The sequence below is a fragment of the Pseudomonas sp. LG1E9 genome (genome assembly GCF_003290225.1).
Taxonomy (GTDB): domain Bacteria; phylum Pseudomonadota; class Gammaproteobacteria; order Pseudomonadales; family Pseudomonadaceae; genus Aquipseudomonas; species Aquipseudomonas cyclaminis.
Genome location: NZ_CP029983.1, coordinates 2,238,156 through 2,255,212, shown reverse-complemented (window position 1 = coordinate 2,255,212; position 17,057 = coordinate 2,238,156). Strand labels below are relative to the sequence as shown.

18 protein-coding genes are annotated in these 17,057 nt (G+C 60.6%); 13 read left to right on the top strand and 5 right to left on the bottom strand.

Features of this window, described 5'->3' with window-relative positions; translation table 11 throughout:
- The first annotated feature begins 13 nt into the window (after positions 1–13).
- The 9 genes from DNK50_RS10610 to DNK50_RS10570 all read left to right on the top strand — a co-directional run bounded on the left by DNK50_RS10610 (position 14) and on the right by DNK50_RS10570 (position 7,643).
- Positions 14–1,141 carry a branched-chain amino acid ABC transporter substrate-binding protein gene (locus tag DNK50_RS10610; protein ID WP_112193905.1) on the top strand — a complete coding sequence of 376 codons (1,128 nt, stop codon included), beginning with the start codon at positions 14–16 and terminating at the stop codon, positions 1,139–1,141.
- A gap of 226 nt (positions 1,142–1,367) precedes the next feature.
- Positions 1,368–2,291, top strand: a complete 924-nt coding sequence (gene livH, locus DNK50_RS10605) for a high-affinity branched-chain amino acid ABC transporter permease LivH (protein WP_112193903.1) — start codon at positions 1,368–1,370, stop codon at positions 2,289–2,291.
- A complete protein-coding gene (locus tag DNK50_RS10600; protein ID WP_099583309.1) occupies positions 2,288–3,541 on the top strand; it encodes a high-affinity branched-chain amino acid ABC transporter permease LivM in 1,254 nt (417 codons plus the stop codon). The genes livH and DNK50_RS10600 overlap by 4 nt, the downstream gene beginning before the upstream one ends.
- Positions 3,538–4,305, top strand: a complete 768-nt coding sequence (gene livG, locus DNK50_RS10595) for a high-affinity branched-chain amino acid ABC transporter ATP-binding protein LivG (RefSeq protein WP_099583310.1) — start codon at positions 3,538–3,540, stop codon at positions 4,303–4,305. Before DNK50_RS10600 ends, livG begins: the two co-directional genes overlap by 4 nt.
- A 1-nt stretch (position 4,306) precedes the next feature.
- Complete coding sequence (locus DNK50_RS10590; protein WP_078731918.1) at positions 4,307–5,008, top strand: ABC transporter ATP-binding protein; 702 nt, start codon at positions 4,307–4,309, stop codon at positions 5,006–5,008.
- Positions 5,009–5,189: 181 nt separating this feature from the next.
- A complete protein-coding gene (locus DNK50_RS10585) occupies positions 5,190–5,486 on the top strand; it encodes a DUF2282 domain-containing protein (RefSeq protein WP_112193901.1) in 297 nt (98 codons plus the stop codon).
- A 23-nt stretch (positions 5,487–5,509) separates the two neighbouring features.
- The gene (locus DNK50_RS10580; RefSeq protein ID WP_099583312.1) at positions 5,510–6,388 is read left to right on the top strand and encodes a DUF692 domain-containing protein; all 879 of its coding nucleotides are present in this window, start codon (positions 5,510–5,512) and stop codon (positions 6,386–6,388) included.
- Entirely contained in the window at positions 6,385–7,161 is a 777-nt protein-coding gene (locus DNK50_RS10575; RefSeq protein WP_112193899.1) for a DNA-binding domain-containing protein, read from the top strand. Before DNK50_RS10580 ends, DNK50_RS10575 begins: the two co-directional genes overlap by 4 nt.
- On the top strand, positions 7,158–7,643 hold the full coding sequence (locus tag DNK50_RS10570; protein ID WP_099583314.1) for a DoxX family protein: 486 nt from the start codon (positions 7,158–7,160) through the stop codon (positions 7,641–7,643). Before DNK50_RS10575 ends, DNK50_RS10570 begins: the two co-directional genes overlap by 4 nt.
- On the opposite strand, the gene DNK50_RS10565 is transcribed toward DNK50_RS10570, so the two are convergent.
- On the bottom strand, positions 7,640–8,548 hold the full coding sequence (locus DNK50_RS10565; RefSeq protein WP_112193897.1) for a LysR family transcriptional regulator: 909 nt from the start codon (positions 8,546–8,548) through the stop codon (positions 7,640–7,642). The two genes, DNK50_RS10570 and DNK50_RS10565, sit on opposite strands and share 4 nt — an antisense overlap.
- 103 nt (positions 8,549–8,651) lie before the next feature.
- On the opposite strand from DNK50_RS10565, the gene DNK50_RS10560 reads away from it, so the two are divergent.
- From DNK50_RS10560 to DNK50_RS10550, 3 genes are all read left to right on the top strand, one after another.
- Positions 8,652–9,251 carry a short chain dehydrogenase gene (locus DNK50_RS10560; protein ID WP_112193895.1) on the top strand — a complete coding sequence of 200 codons (600 nt, stop codon included), beginning with the start codon at positions 8,652–8,654 and terminating at the stop codon, positions 9,249–9,251.
- A gap of 95 nt (positions 9,252–9,346) precedes the next feature.
- Positions 9,347–10,018: a COG3650 family protein gene (locus DNK50_RS10555; protein ID WP_112193893.1), complete on the top strand. Its 672-nt coding sequence runs from the start codon at positions 9,347–9,349 to the stop codon at positions 10,016–10,018.
- A 105-nt stretch (positions 10,019–10,123) separates the two neighbouring features.
- Positions 10,124–11,737, top strand: coding sequence for an NAD(P)/FAD-dependent oxidoreductase (locus DNK50_RS10550; RefSeq protein ID WP_099583318.1), 1,614 nt, complete (start codon positions 10,124–10,126; stop codon positions 11,735–11,737).
- Between the two features lie 62 nt (positions 11,738–11,799).
- Here the strand turns inward: DNK50_RS10550 and DNK50_RS10545 are convergent, their stop codons facing one another.
- Positions 11,800–12,894, bottom strand: a complete 1,095-nt coding sequence (locus DNK50_RS10545; RefSeq protein WP_112193892.1) for a PLP-dependent cysteine synthase family protein — start codon at positions 12,892–12,894, stop codon at positions 11,800–11,802.
- Between the two features lie 216 nt (positions 12,895–13,110).
- On the opposite strand from DNK50_RS10545, the gene nhaA reads away from it, so the two are divergent.
- Positions 13,111–14,286 carry a Na+/H+ antiporter NhaA gene (gene nhaA, locus DNK50_RS10540; RefSeq protein ID WP_099583320.1) on the top strand — a complete coding sequence of 392 codons (1,176 nt, stop codon included), beginning with the start codon at positions 13,111–13,113 and terminating at the stop codon, positions 14,284–14,286.
- A 75-nt stretch (positions 14,287–14,361) separates the two neighbouring features.
- Here the strand turns inward: nhaA and DNK50_RS10535 are convergent, their stop codons facing one another.
- From DNK50_RS10535 to DNK50_RS10525, 3 genes are all read right to left on the bottom strand, one after another.
- Positions 14,362–14,826 (bottom strand): glycine zipper 2TM domain-containing protein, encoded by a 465-nt coding sequence (locus DNK50_RS10535; RefSeq protein WP_003189251.1) that lies wholly within the window; start codon positions 14,824–14,826, stop codon positions 14,362–14,364.
- A gap of 264 nt (positions 14,827–15,090) precedes the next feature.
- Positions 15,091–15,738 carry a pyridoxamine 5'-phosphate oxidase gene (gene pdxH / locus DNK50_RS10530; protein ID WP_112193890.1) on the bottom strand — a complete coding sequence of 216 codons (648 nt, stop codon included), beginning with the start codon at positions 15,736–15,738 and terminating at the stop codon, positions 15,091–15,093.
- Between the two features lie 27 nt (positions 15,739–15,765).
- Complete coding sequence (locus DNK50_RS10525) at positions 15,766–16,923, bottom strand: OmpA family protein (RefSeq protein WP_112193888.1); 1,158 nt, start codon at positions 16,921–16,923, stop codon at positions 15,766–15,768.
- Positions 16,924–17,057: the final 134 nt, after the last annotated feature.

The following is a 17,057-nucleotide window of genomic DNA, read 5'->3' as shown; positions in this document are numbered from 1 at the left end:
AGAGTGGAGCACTATGAATAAGGCTACTAAGCAGATTTCCAAACTGTTTGCCGCTATGGTCCTGGCTGGGGTTGCCGGCCATTCGTTCGCAGCTGACACCATCAAGATCGGCATCGCCGGTCCGAAGACGGGTCCTGTAACGCAATACGGCGACATGCAATTCATGGGTGCCAAGCAGGCAATCGCCGACATCAACGCCAAAGGCGGCGTCGACGGCAAAATGCTTGAAGCCAAGGAATACGACGACGCTTGCGATCCTAAACAAGCCGTGGCCGTGGCCAACAAAGTAGTCAACGACGGCGTCAAGTTCGTGGTCGGTCACCTCTGCTCCAGCTCCACTCAGCCAGCGTCCGACATTTATGAAGACGAAGGCGTGATCATGATTACCCCGGCAGCCACCAGCCCGGATATCACCGCCCGTGGCTACAAGCTGATCTTCCGCACCATTGGCCTGGACAGCGCCCAAGGCCCAGCGGCCGGCAACTACATCGCCGACCACGTGAAGCCGAAAATCGTTGCAGTCCTGCACGACAAGCAGCAATACGGTGAAGGTATCGCCACCGCCGTCAAAAAGACCCTCGAAGGCAAGAACGTGAAAGTGGCCGTCTTCGAAGGCCTGAACGCCGGCGACAAAGACTTCTCCTCGATCATCCAGAAGCTCAAGCAAGCCAACGTCGACTTCGTCTACTACGGCGGCTACCACCCTGAGCTGGGCCTGATCCTGCGCCAAGCCAAGGAAAAAGGCCTGAACGCCAAGTTCATGGGCCCGGAAGGCGTCGGCAACGACTCCATCTCGCAAATCGCCCAGGGCGCTTCCGAAGGCCTGCTGGTCACCCTGCCTAAGTCCTTCGACACTGACCCGGCCAACAAAGCCATCGTTGAAGAGTTCGCCAAGAACAAGCAGGACCCAACCGGTCCATTCGTGTTCCCAGCCTATTCGGCCATCGAAGTGATTGCCGGCGGCATCAAGGCAGCGAAAAGCGAAGACACCGCCAAAGTGGCCGAAGCCATCCACGCGGGCACCTTCAAGACCCCTACCGGCGACCTGAGCTTCGACGCCAAGGGCGACCTGAAGGACTTCAAGTTCGTGGTCTACGAATGGCACTTCGGCAAACCAAAAACCGAAGTTTCCCCTCAGTAAGCCAGGCGTTACTGGTCCAACAAGCCCACTGTGAGAGCAGTGGGCTTTGTTTTACGAGGTTTATGGGCCTGTCACCCGCGATCCGGGCGCTGGCTCACCTGAAAATCTTAAAACCGTCACCAGCGGTTCGCTGGCAAACGCTTTGTGCAACCTGGTCACAGAACAGGGCACAGGCCGGAAATGACTCCACCAGTGAAATGCGTATCGGGTTTTTAGGAGCGCTGTAATGCCTGAGATCTATCATTTTTTCCAACAGCTGGTTAATGGCCTGACCATTGGCAGCACCTATGCCTTGATAGCCATTGGCTACACAATGGTTTACGGCATCATTGGAATGATCAACTTCGCCCATGGCGAGGTGTACATGATTGGTTCCTACGTGGCCTTCATCGCCCTTGCCGGGCTGGCCATGATGGGTATCCACTCCCTGCCTCTGTTGATGACCGCTGCGTTCCTCGCGTCGATCATCGTGACCAGTGCCTATGGCTACAGTATCGAGCGTGTTGCCTACCGTCCCTTGCGTGGCAGCAACCGCCTGATCCCGCTGATTTCCGCCATCGGCATGTCGATTTTCCTGCAGAACACCGTACTGCTGTCCCAGGACTCCAAGGACAAGTCCATTCCCAACCTGATCCCGGGGAGCTTCTCCTTCGGCCCGGGTGGCGCACAAGAAGTGCTGATTTCGTACATGCAGGTCCTGGTTTTCGTCGTCACCCTGGTGGCGATGCTGGGCTTGACCCTGTTCATCTCCCGCTCCCGTCTGGGGCGCGCCTGCCGGGCCTGCGCCGAAGACATCAAGATGGCCAACCTGCTGGGCATCAACACCAACAACATCATCGCCCTGACCTTCGTGATCGGTGCCGCGCTGGCCGCTGTTGCGGCGGTGCTGCTGAGCATGCAGTACGGCGTGATCAACCCCAACGCCGGTTTCCTGGTAGGGCTCAAGGCCTTTACCGCGGCGGTATTGGGCGGCATCGGCAGTATCCCGGGCGCGATGCTCGGCGGGCTGGTGCTGGGTGTGGCCGAGGCGTTTGGTGCCGATATCTTCGGCGACCAATACAAGGACGTCGTCGCGTTCGGCCTGTTGGTTCTGGTGCTGTTGTTCCGTCCGACCGGCATCCTGGGCCGTCCGGAGGTTGAGAAAGTATGAGCAGATATCTTAAATCGGCGTTTTTCAGCGCCTTGCTGGTATGGGCCGTGGCCTTTCCGGTACTCGGCCTCAAGCTGAGCATTGTCGGCATCAACCTGGAAGTGCATGGCACCGGTCCCGTGACCCTGACCATCATTGCCCTGTGCTCGGTGCTGATGTTCCTGCGCGTGCTGTTCAGCGATCAGGTCGGTGCCTTGCTCAAGCGCAACCGCGGCCCGTTGGTATCGCCCAAGGTCAGCCAATTCCTGACCCTGCCGCGTACCCAGCGCTACATCATCATCGGCCTGATCGTGGCCGCGTTGATCTGGCCGTTCTTCGGCTCGCGCGGGGCGGTGGATATCGCTACCCTGATCCTGATCTACGTGCTGCTGGGCCTGGGCCTGAACATCGTGGTGGGCCTCGCCGGCCTGCTCGATCTGGGCTATGTGGGCTTCTACGCCGTGGGTGCCTACACCTACGCGCTGCTCTCGCACTACCTGGGCTGGAGCTTCTGGATCTGCCTGCCGCTGGCCGGCATGGCGGCGGCCACGTTCGGCTTCCTGCTGGGCTTCCCGGTGCTGCGCCTGCGCGGTGACTACCTGGCCATCGTGACGTTGGGCTTCGGGGAAATCATCCGCCTGTTCCTGCGTAACCTCACGGACATCACCGGCGGCCCCAACGGCATCAGCAGCATCCCCAAGCCAACGTTCTTCGGTCTGTCGTTCGACCGCACCGCCGCCGAGGGCATGCAGACTTTCCACGAGTACTTCGGGATTGCCTACAACCCGGTGAGCAAAGTGGTGTTCCTGTACCTGGTTGCGCTGTTGCTGGCGCTGGCAGCACTGTTCGTGATCAACCGCTTGCTGCGCATGCCGATTGGCCGTGCATGGGAAGCGCTGCGCGAAGATGAGATCGCCTGCCGCGCCCTGGGCCTGAACCCGACCATCATCAAGCTCTCCGCCTTCACCCTCGGTGCCGCGTTCGCCGGTTTCGCCGGCAGCTTCTTTGCTGCGCGCCAAGGCCTGGTCACCCCGGAGTCGTTCACCTTTATCGAATCGGCGATCATCCTCGCCATCGTGGTTCTGGGTGGCATGGGCTCGCAACTGGGCGTGATCCTGGCGGCAATCGTGATGATCCTGCTGCCGGAAATGATGCGTGAGTTCAGCGAATACCGCATGTTGATGTTCGGCGCCATGATGGTGCTGATGATGATCTGGCGCCCTCAAGGCCTGCTGCCCATGCAACGTCCACACATGGAGCTGCGCAAATGAGCCGCGAGATCCTGAAAGTCGAAAATCTGAGCATGCGCTTTGGCGGTTTGCTGGCGGTCAACGGCGTGGCCCTGACCGTCAAGGAGAAACAGGTAGTGGCATTGATCGGCCCCAACGGCGCCGGCAAGACCACAGTGTTCAACTGCCTCACCGGCTTCTACAAGCCGAGCGGTGGCAGCATCCTGCTGGACGGTCAGCCGATCCAGGGTTTGGCCGGCCACGAGATCGCCCGCAAGGGCGTGGTGCGTACCTTCCAGAACGTGCGGTTGTTCAAGGACATGACGGCGGTCGAGAACCTGTTGATCGCCCAACACCGTCACCTGAACACCAACTTCTTTGCAGGCCTGTTCAAGACCCCGGCGTTCCGCAAAAGCGAGCGCGAGGCCATGGAGTATGCGGAGTACTGGCTGGACAAGGTCAACTTGACCGAGTTCGCCAACCGCCCTGCCGGCACCCTGGCCTATGGTCAGCAACGTCGCCTGGAAATCGCCCGCTGCATGATGACCCGCCCGCGGATCCTCATGCTCGACGAACCAGCGGCCGGCCTGAACCCTAGGGAAACCGAAGACCTCAAGGCGCTGATCGGCGTGCTGCGTGAGGAAAACAACGCCACGGTGCTGTTGATCGAACACGACATGAAACTGGTCATGAGCATTTCCGACCACATCGTGGTGATCAACCAGGGCACGCCGCTGGCCGACGGGACGCCGGAGCAGATCCGCGACAATCCTGAAGTGATCAAAGCCTATTTGGGGGAAGCGTAAAATGCTGCAATTCGAAAACGTTTCCACTTTCTACGGCAAGATCCAGGCCCTGCACAGCGTCAATGTGGAAGTGCGCCAGGGTGAAATCGTGACCCTGATCGGCGCCAACGGCGCCGGCAAGTCCACCTTGCTGATGACCTTGTGCGGTTCACCCCAGGCCCACAGCGGCAGCATCCGCTACATGGGTGAAGAGCTGGTGGGCCAGGAGTCGTCGCACATCATGCGCAAGAGCATCGCCGTAGTGCCGGAAGGCCGCCGCGTGTTCTCGCGCCTGACCGTCGAAGAGAACCTCGCCATGGGCGGGTTCTTCACCGACAAGGGCGACTACCAGGAGCAGATGGACAAGGTGCTGCACCTGTTTCCAAGGCTCAAGGAACGCTTCAGCCAGCGCGGCGGCACCATGTCCGGCGGCGAGCAGCAAATGCTCGCCATCGGCCGGGCGCTGATGAGCAAGCCCAAGCTGCTGCTGCTGGACGAACCGTCCCTGGGCCTGGCACCGATCATCATCCAGCAGATTTTCGACATCATCGAACAGCTGCGCAAAGACGGTGTGACCGTGTTTTTGGTGGAACAGAACGCCAACCAGGCGCTGAAAATCGCCGACCGCGCCTATGTATTGGAAAACGGTCGGGTGGTGATGCAGGGCACGGGTGAGCAGTTGCTGACCGATCCGAAGGTACGGGAGGCGTACCTGGGCGGCTAAGAGACGGTTGCTGAATAAACCGGATCTAAATGTGGGAGGGGGTTTGCCCCCTCCCACATTTGTTTCGCGTGATCCCTGAATAATTATTTTCGATCCGCATGTAACGAACTCAGCCCTCCCCTCTCTAGTGGTGCATGCAGGCACTCAAGCCTGCCCACACGACCACTACTGGAGATACACCATGACCACCAAACTGTCCGCCTCCGCCCTCATCCTGGCCCTGGGTTCCGCCCTGAGCCTGTCCGCCCTGACCACCACCGCCCATGCCGCCGACGACATGCAGAAATGCTTCGGCGTCGCAGAAGCCGGCAAAAACGATTGCGCCGCAGGCGCGGGCACTTCCTGTGCGGGCACGTCGAAAACCAAGGATCAGGCCAACGCCTGGAAACTGGTCCCCGCCGGCACCTGCACCCAAACCCCAAGCTCTACCTCGCCGACCGGCTTCGGCCAGGAAGCGGCCTTCACCGCCAAGTCCTGAAACCCTGCATAGCCTGAGTACGGATGATGACGCTTTCCACTCTGCACAAGGTCTCAACGGCTCAGGCACCCGGCCTTCCTTCCAGGGCCGGGCTGGGGCTTAAGAGCGAGCACTTCAACGAGGTGCTCCAGACCCTTCCCGATATCGGTTTTTTTGAAGTGCACGCCGAGAACTACATGGTCGCCGGCGGCCCTTTCCATCATTACCTGGGGTTGATTCGCCAACAGTACCCGCTGTCGCTGCATGGCGTGGGCCTGTCCATCGGCGGCGAAGGCCCGCTCAACCGTGAGCACCTGGCACGGCTTGCGGCGCTGATCGAACGCTACCAACCCCACTCTTTTTCCGAACACCTGGCTTGGTCCAGCCACGGCCCGGTGTTTCTCAATGACTTGCTGCCCCTGGCCTACGACGCCAGCACCCTGAACCGGGTCTGCGAACACGTCGATCAGGTGCAGAGCGCCCTCAAGCGGCCGATGTTGCTGGAGAATCCATCGACCTACCTGCAGTTCGAGCGCTCCACCCTGGACGAGACCGACTTCATCAGCGAGATCATCCGCCGTACCGGCTGCGGCTTGCTGTTGGACGTGAACAACGTCTACGTGTCATGTATCAATCACCAACGCAGCCCGCTGGCCTACATCGACGCCCTGCCGTTGCACGCCGTGGGCGAGATTCATCTGGCAGGTTTTGCCGAAGACACCGACAGCCTGGGTGATCGCCTGCTGATAGATGACCACGGTGCCCCCATCGACAACAGGGTATGGCAGCTTTACGAGCAGGTGCTCACACGCACGGGCCCGGTCGCCACCCTGATTGAGCGTGACAACCAAGTGCCTGCCTTCAACGTGTTGCACGCTGAAGCCCATCAGGCCGAACGTTATTTATCCAAGGTCCGCCCATGAGCCTTCACGACGCATTCACCAGCGCCTTGCTGGCGCCCGATCAGCCCTGCCCGGACGGCCTTTTCAGCAGTAACGGCGCCGACCCGGCCAGTCGTTTTACGGTGTATCGCAACAATGTCCACAGTGCACTGATCAATGCACTGGCCACGGCGTACCCCGTAACGGTGCGCCTGGTAGGTGATGATTTTTTCCGCGCAATGGCCAGCTTTTACGTCCAGGCTTCACCACCCGACAGCCCGTTGATGAGCGACTACGGCAGCACATTTGCCGACTTCATCCAGGGTTTTGAACCCGCCGCCAGCGTGCCTTACCTGGCCGATGTGGCCCGCTTGGAACGCCTGCGGGTTCGTGCCTATCACGCAGCGGATACGCCGTCGGTGAATCAGCAGGTCGTACTACAACACCTGCAAGCCCAAACGGCGCTGGGCGCATTACGCCTGAAACTGCACCCATCCCTCGCCACGTTGAACTGCGCCTACGCGGTGGTCGCAGTTTGGGCGGCGCACCAGACCGAGGGCGCCCTGGCCAGCCTTGATCCCTGGCAGGCACAAAGTGCACTGGTGCTGCGCCACGGACTGAGCGTCAAGGTCTTCGCCATCGACGGCGGCTCGGTCGCGTTTATCAATAGCCTGAACCACGGCGCTGCATTGGAAACGGCCGTGGCAGACGCCCTTGAAGCCTGCGCCGAGTTTGACCTGCACCAATGTCTGTCACTGCTGATCAACCACGACGCCATCACTCACCTGCTCCCAGAACAAAAGGTATCGCCATGAACACCACCCCTTCGTGCCTCATCAGACGTGCCATCGCGCTTTTCGAGAAAATCCCCTACAGCCTGATCGCGTTTATTGCGCGGTTTTCCATTGCAGCCGTGTTCTGGAAATCCGGGCAAACCAAGGTCGAAGGTTTCGCGATAGACCTGATCAGCGGCACGTTCCAGCTGGGCGAACCGAAACTCGCCGCGTCGACATTGCCGCTGTTTCGCAGTGAGTACCACGTGCCGTTGTTGTCGCCGGAAGTGGCCGCGCACATGGCGGCGTTTGCCGAGCACTTTTTCCCGGTGCTGATATTGGTGGGGTTCGCCACGCGGTTCTCGGCCCTGGCCTTGATCGGCATGACGTTGGTTATTCAGCTGTTCGTGTACCCGGACGCCTACCCTACCCACGGCACTTGGCTTGCCTTGTTGTTGCTGTTGGTTGCCAAGGGTCCAGGCTGTTTTTCCATCGACCACTTGATTGCCCGCCGCTCCCGTTAAAGCCGATCCAGCGCCTCGCCGCTGCGCTTGAACCAGTCCACCAGGTAGTCAGCCAGTACCTGGGTACGCCTGGGCAGGCCACCTTGATAAGGGTGAACCAGGTACATCGGCAGGCTTCGCGTCTGATAATCGCGCAGGAGCCAGCGCAATCGGCCGTCAGCCAATTCCGAGTGCAGTACGTAGGACGGCAGCCGGGCGATTCCGGCACCGACCAGCGCGGCCTTCTTCAACAGGTTGTAGTGGTTGGACGCGAACGTGCCACTCACCCTGACCCGCAACAACTCGTGCTGCTGGTGATACAGCCATTCCTCACGACCGCTGTAGTGGCTATTGAGCAAGCAGGTATGCGCCGCAAGATCCGCCGGGGTCAGTGGTTCGCCGTGCTGTTCCAGATAGGCGGGGCTGGCGCAGGTCATCTCATGCCAGGCCAGCAAAGGTTTGGCCACCAGACGCTCGTTTTCGATCGCCCCCGAACGCACCCCCAAGTCAAAACCGTCCCGCGCTAGGTCTCGGTAGCTGTTGTTGAGCTCAAGCTCGATCTGCACCTGGGGGTACTGCCTGGAAAACTCCAGCAACAAGCCATCGAAGAAGGTTTCGCCTAATGAAACGGGAACGGTCATACGCACCGGCCCGGCCAGATCGTCCTTGAGCCGCGCCAATGCCTGACGCGCACGTTCTACTTGCACCACCAATGCCTGGGCCTGCGGCAGCAACGCCGCGCCAGCGGCCGTCAGGCTGAGCTTGCGTGTGGTGCGGTGCAACAACACAACGGAAAACTGTGCCTCCAACTGGGAGATGCGCTTGGACAACTGGCCTTTGCTGCAGCCCAGCTGTTCGGCCGCCACGGTAAAGCTGCCCGCTTCGATCAGTACGGCAAAGGCCGCCAGGTCATCCATCTCGCTCATGGATTGTTTCCATTTGAAAACCAAAGGTTGCCTATTAGCACGTTTATCCGCTTGAAAAGCCACTCTAGACTGAACCTTCACTTACCCGTGGAGGAACTGCACCATGAAAATCCTATTGATTGGCGCCAGCGGCACCGTCGGTTCAGCCATTAAGGCCGAACTGGCGCAGCGTCATGACGTGATCAGCATCGGCCGCAGCAGCGGCGACTTCCAGGTGGATATCAGCGACAGTGCCTCGATCCGCACGCTGTTCGAGCAGACCGGCAAGTTCGACGCCCTGGTCTGTGCCGCTGGCAGTGTGAATTTTGTGGCGCTGGGGGACATGAGCGAAAGCGACTTTGAACTGGGCCTGCGTGACAAGCTGATGGGCCAGGTCAACCTGCTGCTGATTGGCCGTGAATACGCCAACGACGCAGGCTCGTTCACCTTCACCAGCGGCATTCTCAACCGCGATCCGATTCGAACTGGCGCCTCGGCCGCATTGGTCAACGGTGCAATCGACGCCTTTGTGAAGGCCGCCGCCATTGAATTGCCCCGGGGCCTGCGGATCAACTCCGTCAGCCCCACGGTACTGGTGGAAGCCATGGGCAGCTACGCGCCGTATTTCCGTGGCTATAAACCGGCTCCGGGCGCTGATGTGGCATTGGCCTACGCAAAAAGCGTGGAAGGCTTGCAGACCGGCCAGACCTTTATCGTAGGCTGAATTCTACGCCTGTCAGAAATGGCTGAAGCTGGCGGCCGGGCTTGTGATGCATCGCCAGCCTGCGTAACGTGGCGGCACTTGTCTGGAGACCCCTTATGCGTGCCGTCCGTAACCTCGCCCTGTTTGCCTTGCTTCCCCTGTTCGCCGCTTGCCAGATGTTCGAAAGCGAGCCGGCGAAGCCCTCTCTCGCGGGGCTGACCCGCATGCAGGGGGAACTCACAGCCGTCGGTGGCAAGCTCTTGTTCCAGCCGTGCAACGACAAACGCAACTATGTGATCAACGACACCGGTGGCACCAGCATCCTGCAGGAAGCGGCCTCCCTGGCCGGTCAGCAGGGTGCATTGTTTGCCGACCTGCGCGGCAAGTTCTCCGGCGTAGCCAGCGGCACTCAGGGCAGTGTGGACCTGCAACAACTCTATCGCGTAGAACGCTCGACCGCCGCCTGCGACGACCCGGACTTCAAGCGCATGACCCTGCGCGCCAACGGCCACAAGCCCGCCTGGGCGATGAACGTTACCGCCAAGGGCATGGTGCTTGAGCGCGAAGGCCAGCCGCCACTGGCGGTGCCGTATGTAGAGGAGCAGATCGGTGACGGTCGCTTCAACCTGATGACCGAAGCCAACAACCAGCACGTCGAGCTGTGGGTGGCCCCGCAACGCTGCGTGGACAGCGTCAGTGGCAGCCTGCAACACATGACCGCTGAATTGCGGATCAACGGTCAAGTCCAGCGTGGCTGCGCGGCTTTCGGTGGTTCGCGGGACGATTGATCGCATCCTGCGCTTTTTAGCATGACGGGAAACCACGGTTGGGGCTTATAATCGCCGGTTTGCAAAACCGCCGGCCTCACCGAACGCCGCACACCGGATCCTGTCATGTTACGAATCACCGAACTCAAGCTGCCCATCGACCATCCCGAAGAAGACCTGCGGCCTGCCATCTTGCAGCGCCTGGGCATCGCCAGTGATGACCTGCTCGATTTCACCTTGTTCAAACGCAGCTACGACGCCCGTAAGAAGACGTCGGAGCTGTGCTTCATTTACACCATCGACCTAGACGTGAAGGGTGAAGCCGCCCTCCTGCTCAAGTTTGCCGATGACCGCAACGTCAACCCGGCGCCGGACATCAGCTACAAGGTTGTCGGCCAGGCCCCCGAAGGTTTGGTTGAGCGGCCGATCGTCGTCGGTTTTGGCCCGTGCGGCATCTTCGCCGGGCTGCTGCTGGCGCAAATGGGCTTCAAGCCGATCATCCTCGAACGCGGCAAGGAAGTGCGCCAGCGCACCAAGGACACCTGGGGCCTGTGGCGCAAAAGCGTGCTCAACCCCGAGTCCAACGTGCAGTTTGGTGAAGGCGGCGCCGGCACCTTTTCCGACGGCAAACTCTATAGCCAGATCAAGGATCCGAAATTCCACGGCCGCAAAGTGCTGCACGAATTCGTCAAGGCCGGCGCGCCGGAAGAAATCCTCTACGTCAGCAAACCGCATATCGGTACATTCCGCCTGACCGGCGTGGTGGAAAACATGCGCGAGCAGATCATCGCCCTCGGCGGTGAAGTGCGCTTTGAACAACGCGTGACGGACGTGTTGATCGAAGACGGCCAACTGAACGGCGTGGTGGTGGATGGCGGCGAGCAGATCCTGTCCAGGCACGTGATCCTGGCCCTGGGCCATAGCGCCCGCGACACCTTCCGCATGCTCCACGGCCGCGGCGTGTACATGGAAGCCAAGCCGTTCTCGGTGGGCTTTCGCATCGAGCACCCGCAGTCGCTGATCGACGCTGCGCGGCTGGGCAAATACGCCGGGCACCCGAAGCTGGGCGCCGCCGATTACAAACTGGTGCACCACGCGAAGAATGGCCGCTCGGTCTACAGCTTCTGCATGTGCCCCGGCGGCACCGTGGTGGCAGCCACCTCCGAGCCGAACCGCGTCGTGACCAACGGCATGAGCCAGTACTCGCGTAACGAGCGCAATGCCAACTCCGGCATCGTGGTGGGGATCACGCCGGAAGTGGATTACCCAGGTGGCCCACTCGCGGGTATCGAGTTGCAGGAACGTCTGGAATCCCACGCCTACATCCTCGGCGGCAGCAACTACGAGGCGCCGGCACAGCTGGTGGGTGATTTCATCGCCGGCAAGCCGTCCACCGCCATCGGCAGTGTGGAACCGTCCTACAAACCGGGCGTGTCCTTGGGCGATCTCGCACTGGCGCTGCCGGAATTTGCTATTGAAGCTATCCGCGAAGCGTTGCCAGCCTTTGAAAAGCAGATCAAGGGCTACTCGTTGCACGACGCCGTCTTGACCGGCATCGAAACCCGCACCTCATCACCGCTGCGGATTACCCGTGACGAATCGATGCAGAGCTTGAATGTGAAGGGTCTGTTCCCGGCCGGCGAAGGCGCCGGTTATGCCGGTGGGATTCTGTCGGCAGGCGTTGATGGGATTCGGATCGCCGAAGCGTTGGCGCGGGATATGCTCGGCATCCAGGCCTGAGAACAGCGCAAATTGAATGTGGGAGGGGTAAGCCCCTCTTCCACATTCGGGTCAACGTCGGGTCAGATATTTGCGCGCAAGACGCTGGCCGGCAACGGTTCGCCCCGCTCCACACTGGCCGCAACGGCCGCCATCAACCCATCCAACTCATACCCCTGCCCTGCCAGCCATGCCTGGTCGTAATAGGTCGTGGCGTATCGCTCCCCGCCGTCGCACAAGATCGCCACGATAGAACCCGACTCCCCCGCAGCCTTCATCTGCTGCGCCGCCATCAGTGCACCCACCAGGTTGGTCCCGCTGGAACCACCGACTCGCCGACCCAGCCGCTCGGCCAGGTAATGCATGGCTGCCAGTGACAGCGCGTCCGGGACCTTGACCATCGCATCGATCACCTTCGGCAAAAACGACGCCTCGACCCGTGGCCGGCCAATGCCTTCGATGCGCGAACCGCAATCGAGGCGCAGGCTGGCATCACCCGTCTGGTAATAGTCAAAAAACACTGAACGCTCGGCATCGGCGCATAGCACGCGGGTGCAGTGCTGGCGATAGCGCACGTAGCGCCCCAGTGTCGCCGTGGTGCCGCCGGTGCCGGGGCTGGAAATCAGCCAGCTCGGCTCGGGATGCTGCTCAAAGCGCATCTGCTGGAAGATCGACTCGGCGATGTTGTTGTTCGCGCGCCAGTCAGTAGCGCGTTCGGCATAGGTGAACTGGTCCATGAAGTGACCGCCACTTTCCTGCGCAAGACGTTCGGATTCGGCGTAAATCTGCGTCGGATCCTGCACCAAATGGCTCTTGCCGCCATAGAAAGCAATCTGCGCGATTTTTTCCTGGGAGGTAGTGGCGGGCATCACCGCGATAAACGGCAGGCCCAGCAGCCGTGCGAAGTAAGCTTCGGAGATCGCCGTGGAACCGCTGGAGGCCTCGATCACCGGTGCTCCGGGCTTGAGCCAGCCGTTGCACAGCGCATACAGAAACAGCGAGCGGGCCAGCCGGTGTTTCAGGCTGCCGGTGGGATGGCTCGACTCGTCCTTGAAGTACAACTCGATACCGGGCAACCCCGGCAGCGGCAAGGGGATCAGGTGGGTGTCAGCGCTGCGCTGGAAGTCTGCTTCGATGATACGAATGGCTTCGCGAGCCCAAGGACGATGGTCACTCATGGTGGGTTTCTCTAAGGATTTCCAGGCCAATATTAGGATCTTTCCTACACTCGACACAGATACAGTAACGACTCAATTGGACACACAATTCCCGGCCCCTGACGCAACGCTGAACCCGTCCATTGCTTATAACAAATAAGAATATAACTTTTGTTTTAACAACTAACGGTACGGGTTAGGGTACCCACCTATTGAATCCGGATTGGAGAGCATCCCTTGGCTCTGCGTAGCACTTTCACCCGTTTCTTCCAGCTGGAAGCCGCCAGCGGTCTGTTGTTGATCGCCGCTGCGGCCCTGGCACTGATCATCAACAACTCACCGTTGTCGCACCTGTACGGCGCATTTCTCGACGTGCCCGTGGTGGCGCAGATCGGCGCGTTGAAAATCGACAAGCCGGCCTTGTTGTGGATCAACGATGGCCTGATGGCGCTGTTCTTCCTGTTGATCGGCCTGGAGGTCAAGCGCGAGCTGCTTGACGGCCATCTGTCCAAGCCATCGCAAGTGGTACTGCCCGGCGCTGCTGCCATCGGCGGTATGGTGGTGCCGGCGCTGATCTACTGGGCGATCAACAAGGACTTCCCGAGCGCCCTCTCGGGCTGGGCGATCCCGATGGCCACCGACATTGCCTTCGCCCTGGGCGTGTTGGCGCTGCTGGGCAAACGCGTGCCGGTGTCGCTGAAGCTGTTCCTGATGACACTGGCCATCATCGATGACCTCGGTGCAATCATCGTGATCGCTGTGTTCTATTCCGCCGATTTGTCCGGCGCAGCGCTGGCAGGCGCAGGCGCGTGCCTGGTGGCCTTGATCGCGATGAACCGCCTCGGCGTGATCAAGCTCTGGGCCTACCTGATCGTCGGCCTGATCCTGTGGGTCTGTGTACTCAAGAGTGGCGTGCACGCCACGCTGGCCGGCGTGACGCTGGCGTTCTGCATCCCGATGCGCACCAAGAATGCCGAACCCTCGCCGCTGCTGACCCTCGAACACGCCCTGCACCCGTGGGTGGCTTACGGCATCCTGCCGCTGTTTGCCTTTGCCAACGCCGGCGTATCCCTCACCGGTGTCAGCCTGGAAAGCTTCACCCATCACGTGCCCATGGGTATTGCCGCGGGCCTGTTGATCGGCAAGACCGTCGGTGTGTTCGGCCTCACCTGGCTGGCCATCAAGACCGGCCTCGCAGCACTGCCAAGTGGTGCGAGCTGGGGCCAGGTCTTTGGTGTGGCAATCCTGTGCGGCATCGGCTTCACCATGAGCCTGTTTGTCGGCTCCCTGGCGTTTGTACCAGGCGTCAGCGAGTTTGCCGGCGAGGATCGCATGGGGATTCTGACCGGGTCGATATTGGCGGCATGTATCGGGTATATGGTGACGGCGATGGCGAGTCGCAAGAAAGCCTGACCCCCCTGAACAACGCCCACAAAAAACCCCAACCGGTCACCCGGCTGGGGTTTTTCTTTGCCTGCTGCTTACTGCTTAACGGGTAACGCGGCTGGTGCCATCCACCGTCATGATCCGCACGCGGTCGCCAATGCGGAAGATTTCATTCTCCTGCACGGCCTGCACGTAGGCGCGCATGCTGCCGTCGTCTTCGCGAACGGTGATTTCCACGCCTTGGGTGCGGGTCAGGCCTTCTTCGGTGGCCGAACCCAACAGGCCGCCGGCGACTGCACCGATCACCGCAGTGACAATGCTGCCACGGCCGCCGCCGATGGCGCTGCCGCCAACACCGCCGATGACTGCGCCGGCAGCGCCGCCGATTGGGGTCTTGGTGCCTTCGATTTTCACCGGACGCAGAGATTCGATGGTGCCCATGCGCACGGTCTGTACACGACGCGCTTCATCACGGGAATACGAATCGCCGGTCAAACTTGAGGCGCAGCCACCCAGCAGCAGCGACAGGGTGGTAAAGCAGGCAACCAGTAAAACGGACTTACGCATAGCATCAACTCCAAAGGACAGGTGTTCATTAGACGCTGCGGCTTGGCGCCTGTCACGGCAAGCACCACAGAAAACTGCTTTCATTCAGCCTGAGTACAGACTGCACACACCAGAAAACTCGACAAACGGTAGCTCAGTTTTTGCGCCAACAGATGTCATGACGCTTTCATCATTGTAGCCGGGCAGCCGCATGCGACCGAAGTCTCTCCCATAGAGACGTCGGTGCTGCGAACAACATTCAGGTGAGGTGACGAAAGGTGCCGCTCAGGGTGCCAGGCGCTCGCGGGCCCATTCGGTCCCTTGCAGGCGGTAATTCAGGCGGTCATGCAGGCGGCTGGCGCGGCCTTGCCAGAACTCGATACGCTCCGGCAGCAGACGGTAGCCTCCCCAATGCTCGGGGCAGTCGGGCTGGGTATCGCTGAAACGCTGTTCAGTGGCCGTGAGCAAGTCTTGCAGTTCTGCACGGTCACGAATGACCTGGCTCTGCGGGGAGGCCCAGGCGCCCAGGCGGCTGCCCAAAGGCCGGACCTGATAATACGCGTCCGACTCCTCAGGCGTGACCTTGACCACCCGCCCTTCGATGCGCACCTGGCGCTCAAGGGTCGGCCAGAAAAACGTCATGGCTGCGAACGGCCGCGCCGCGAGCTGTTGACCCTTGGCGCTCTGATAGTTGGTGAAGAAGGTAAAGCCCTGCGCATCCAGGCCCTTGAGCAATAGGATGCGGCAGTGCGGGCGACCGTCCTGGTCGACCGTTGCCAGGGTCATGGCATTGGCTTCCACCGGTGGCTGCTCGGTTTTCACCGCGTCGGCAAACCACTGGTGGAACAACGCAAACGGCTCGTCCGGGGCCTGGGCCTCGCTCAAACCGTCCCGTGTGTAGTCACGGCGCATATCGGCCAGTGCCTGGGTCATGCGGCTTTATCCTTCTGGTTCAGCGGATCAGTTTTTGGCCTGGTCGTTCGCCGGTGCAGCAGCCTTGGCTTTGGCCGGAGCCGCTTTCTTGGCCGCTGGCTTGGCCGGCGCCTTTTTAGCGGCTGGCTTGGCGGCAGCTTTCTTGGCAGCAGGGGCTTTTTTCGCCGGTGCTTTGGCAGCAGGAGCCGGTGCAGGTACGTTCTGTACCGCAACCATTTCAGCCACAGGCGGCGTCTTGCCCGAGTTGTACTTGCTCAGCAGCGCCAACATAGTTGTACGCTGAGTGAACATAATTTCCATGCGACGGTTCAGCGCACGGCCCTGGGTGCTGTCGTTGGCGGCACGTGGCATCAGGTCACCCATGCCACGCAGCATCAGTCGATCCTGCTTCAAGCCGCTGAGGCTGAAAATCGAAGCGATCGACTGTGCGCGTTCCTTGCTCAACGCCTGGCTCGCCGGGGCGGTGCCGGTGGCGTCTACGTGACCAAGAACCAGCACGGCGGTCTTGGGATCGGCTTCAACAGCCTTGGCAACACGTGTGAACGGCCCAAGGGTAACCGGCAGCAGCATGGCTGGACGTTTCGGGTTGTAGGAGCCATCAACCGGGGCAATCACGACGAGCACGTTGTCGCGACGTTCCAGTTGCAGGTTGCTGTCCTTGATGGCGGCGCGCAGGCGCGGCTCATAGTCGTCCAACCAGGCCTGGGTGATTTTCGGATCAGGCATCGGCACGTTGGTCACGTCGACCTTGGACAATGGCTTGGGTTTGCTTTCGAACGGCCACCACCAATGGGTTTCGCTGTCAGTCTTGGCAACGGCTGGCGCAGCGGCAGGTGCCGGAGTGGCGGCCTTGAGGTCGGCTTTCAGGTCTGCAGCCTTGGCATCGGCAGCTTTTTCGTCGGCGCTTTTGGAGGAGAACGGCCACCAGCTGGAGCCAGTGTCAGCCTTGGCTGCCGGAGCAGATGCGGGTGCAGGTGCAGCAGCCGCTACAGGTGCGGCAGGCTTGGCGCCAGCAGCAGGCTTGGCATCTGGCTTCGCGTCGGTTTGGGTCACTGCGTCCTTGGTAGCGGCCTTATCAGATCCAAATGACCACCAATGCCCACCCTCGGCATCATTCTGTGGAGTTTGTGCGCAGCCAGTAATGGTGAGGCAAAGCGCCAGGGCCAAGGACTTGTTCGATAACATGAGATATCCACAAAATGAGAAAAGAAACGGGGGTCTGGATGACCCGTTAAACAGACGCTTACAGAACTTTAAAGTTACAAAATTTCGTTCAGCGCCTTCTTATAGTTGCCTTTGTAACAAAAAAACGTGAAACA

Bases quoted from the DNA above. Each gene is read 5' to 3' on its own strand.
- DNK50_RS10575 (WP_112193899.1), top strand. From the start codon at position 6,385: ATGAGCCTTCACGACGCATTCACCAGCGCCTTGCTGGCGCCCGATCAG.
- DNK50_RS10555 (WP_112193893.1), top strand. From the start codon at position 9,347: ATGCGTGCCGTCCGTAACCTCGCCCTGTTTGCCTTGCTTCCCCTGTTC.
- DNK50_RS10560 (WP_112193895.1), top strand. From the start codon at position 8,652: ATGAAAATCCTATTGATTGGCGCCAGCGGCACCGTCGGTTCAGCCATT.
- DNK50_RS10580 (WP_099583312.1), top strand. From the start codon at position 5,510: ATGATGACGCTTTCCACTCTGCACAAGGTCTCAACGGCTCAGGCACCC.
- DNK50_RS10570 (WP_099583314.1), top strand. From the start codon at position 7,158: ATGAACACCACCCCTTCGTGCCTCATCAGACGTGCCATCGCGCTTTTC.
- DNK50_RS10550 (WP_099583318.1), top strand. From the start codon at position 10,124: ATGTTACGAATCACCGAACTCAAGCTGCCCATCGACCATCCCGAAGAA.
- pdxH (WP_112193890.1), bottom strand. From the start codon at position 15,738: ATGACCCAGGCACTGGCCGATATGCGCCGTGACTACACACGGGACGGT.
- livG (WP_099583310.1), top strand. From the start codon at position 3,538: ATGAGCCGCGAGATCCTGAAAGTCGAAAATCTGAGCATGCGCTTTGGC.
- DNK50_RS10585 (WP_112193901.1), top strand. From the start codon at position 5,190: ATGACCACCAAACTGTCCGCCTCCGCCCTCATCCTGGCCCTGGGTTCC.
- DNK50_RS10610 (WP_112193905.1), top strand. From the start codon at position 14: ATGAATAAGGCTACTAAGCAGATTTCCAAACTGTTTGCCGCTATGGTC.
- DNK50_RS10525 (WP_112193888.1), bottom strand. From the start codon at position 16,923: ATGTTATCGAACAAGTCCTTGGCCCTGGCGCTTTGCCTCACCATTACT.
- DNK50_RS10535 (WP_003189251.1), bottom strand. From the start codon at position 14,826: ATGCGTAAGTCCGTTTTACTGGTTGCCTGCTTTACCACCCTGTCGCTG.
- DNK50_RS10600 (WP_099583309.1), top strand. From the start codon at position 2,288: ATGAGCAGATATCTTAAATCGGCGTTTTTCAGCGCCTTGCTGGTATGG.
- DNK50_RS10565 (WP_112193897.1), bottom strand. From the start codon at position 8,548: ATGAGCGAGATGGATGACCTGGCGGCCTTTGCCGTACTGATCGAAGCG.
- DNK50_RS10590 (WP_078731918.1), top strand. From the start codon at position 4,307: ATGCTGCAATTCGAAAACGTTTCCACTTTCTACGGCAAGATCCAGGCC.
- livH (WP_112193903.1), top strand. From the start codon at position 1,368: ATGCCTGAGATCTATCATTTTTTCCAACAGCTGGTTAATGGCCTGACC.
- DNK50_RS10545 (WP_112193892.1), bottom strand. From the start codon at position 12,894: ATGAGTGACCATCGTCCTTGGGCTCGCGAAGCCATTCGTATCATCGAA.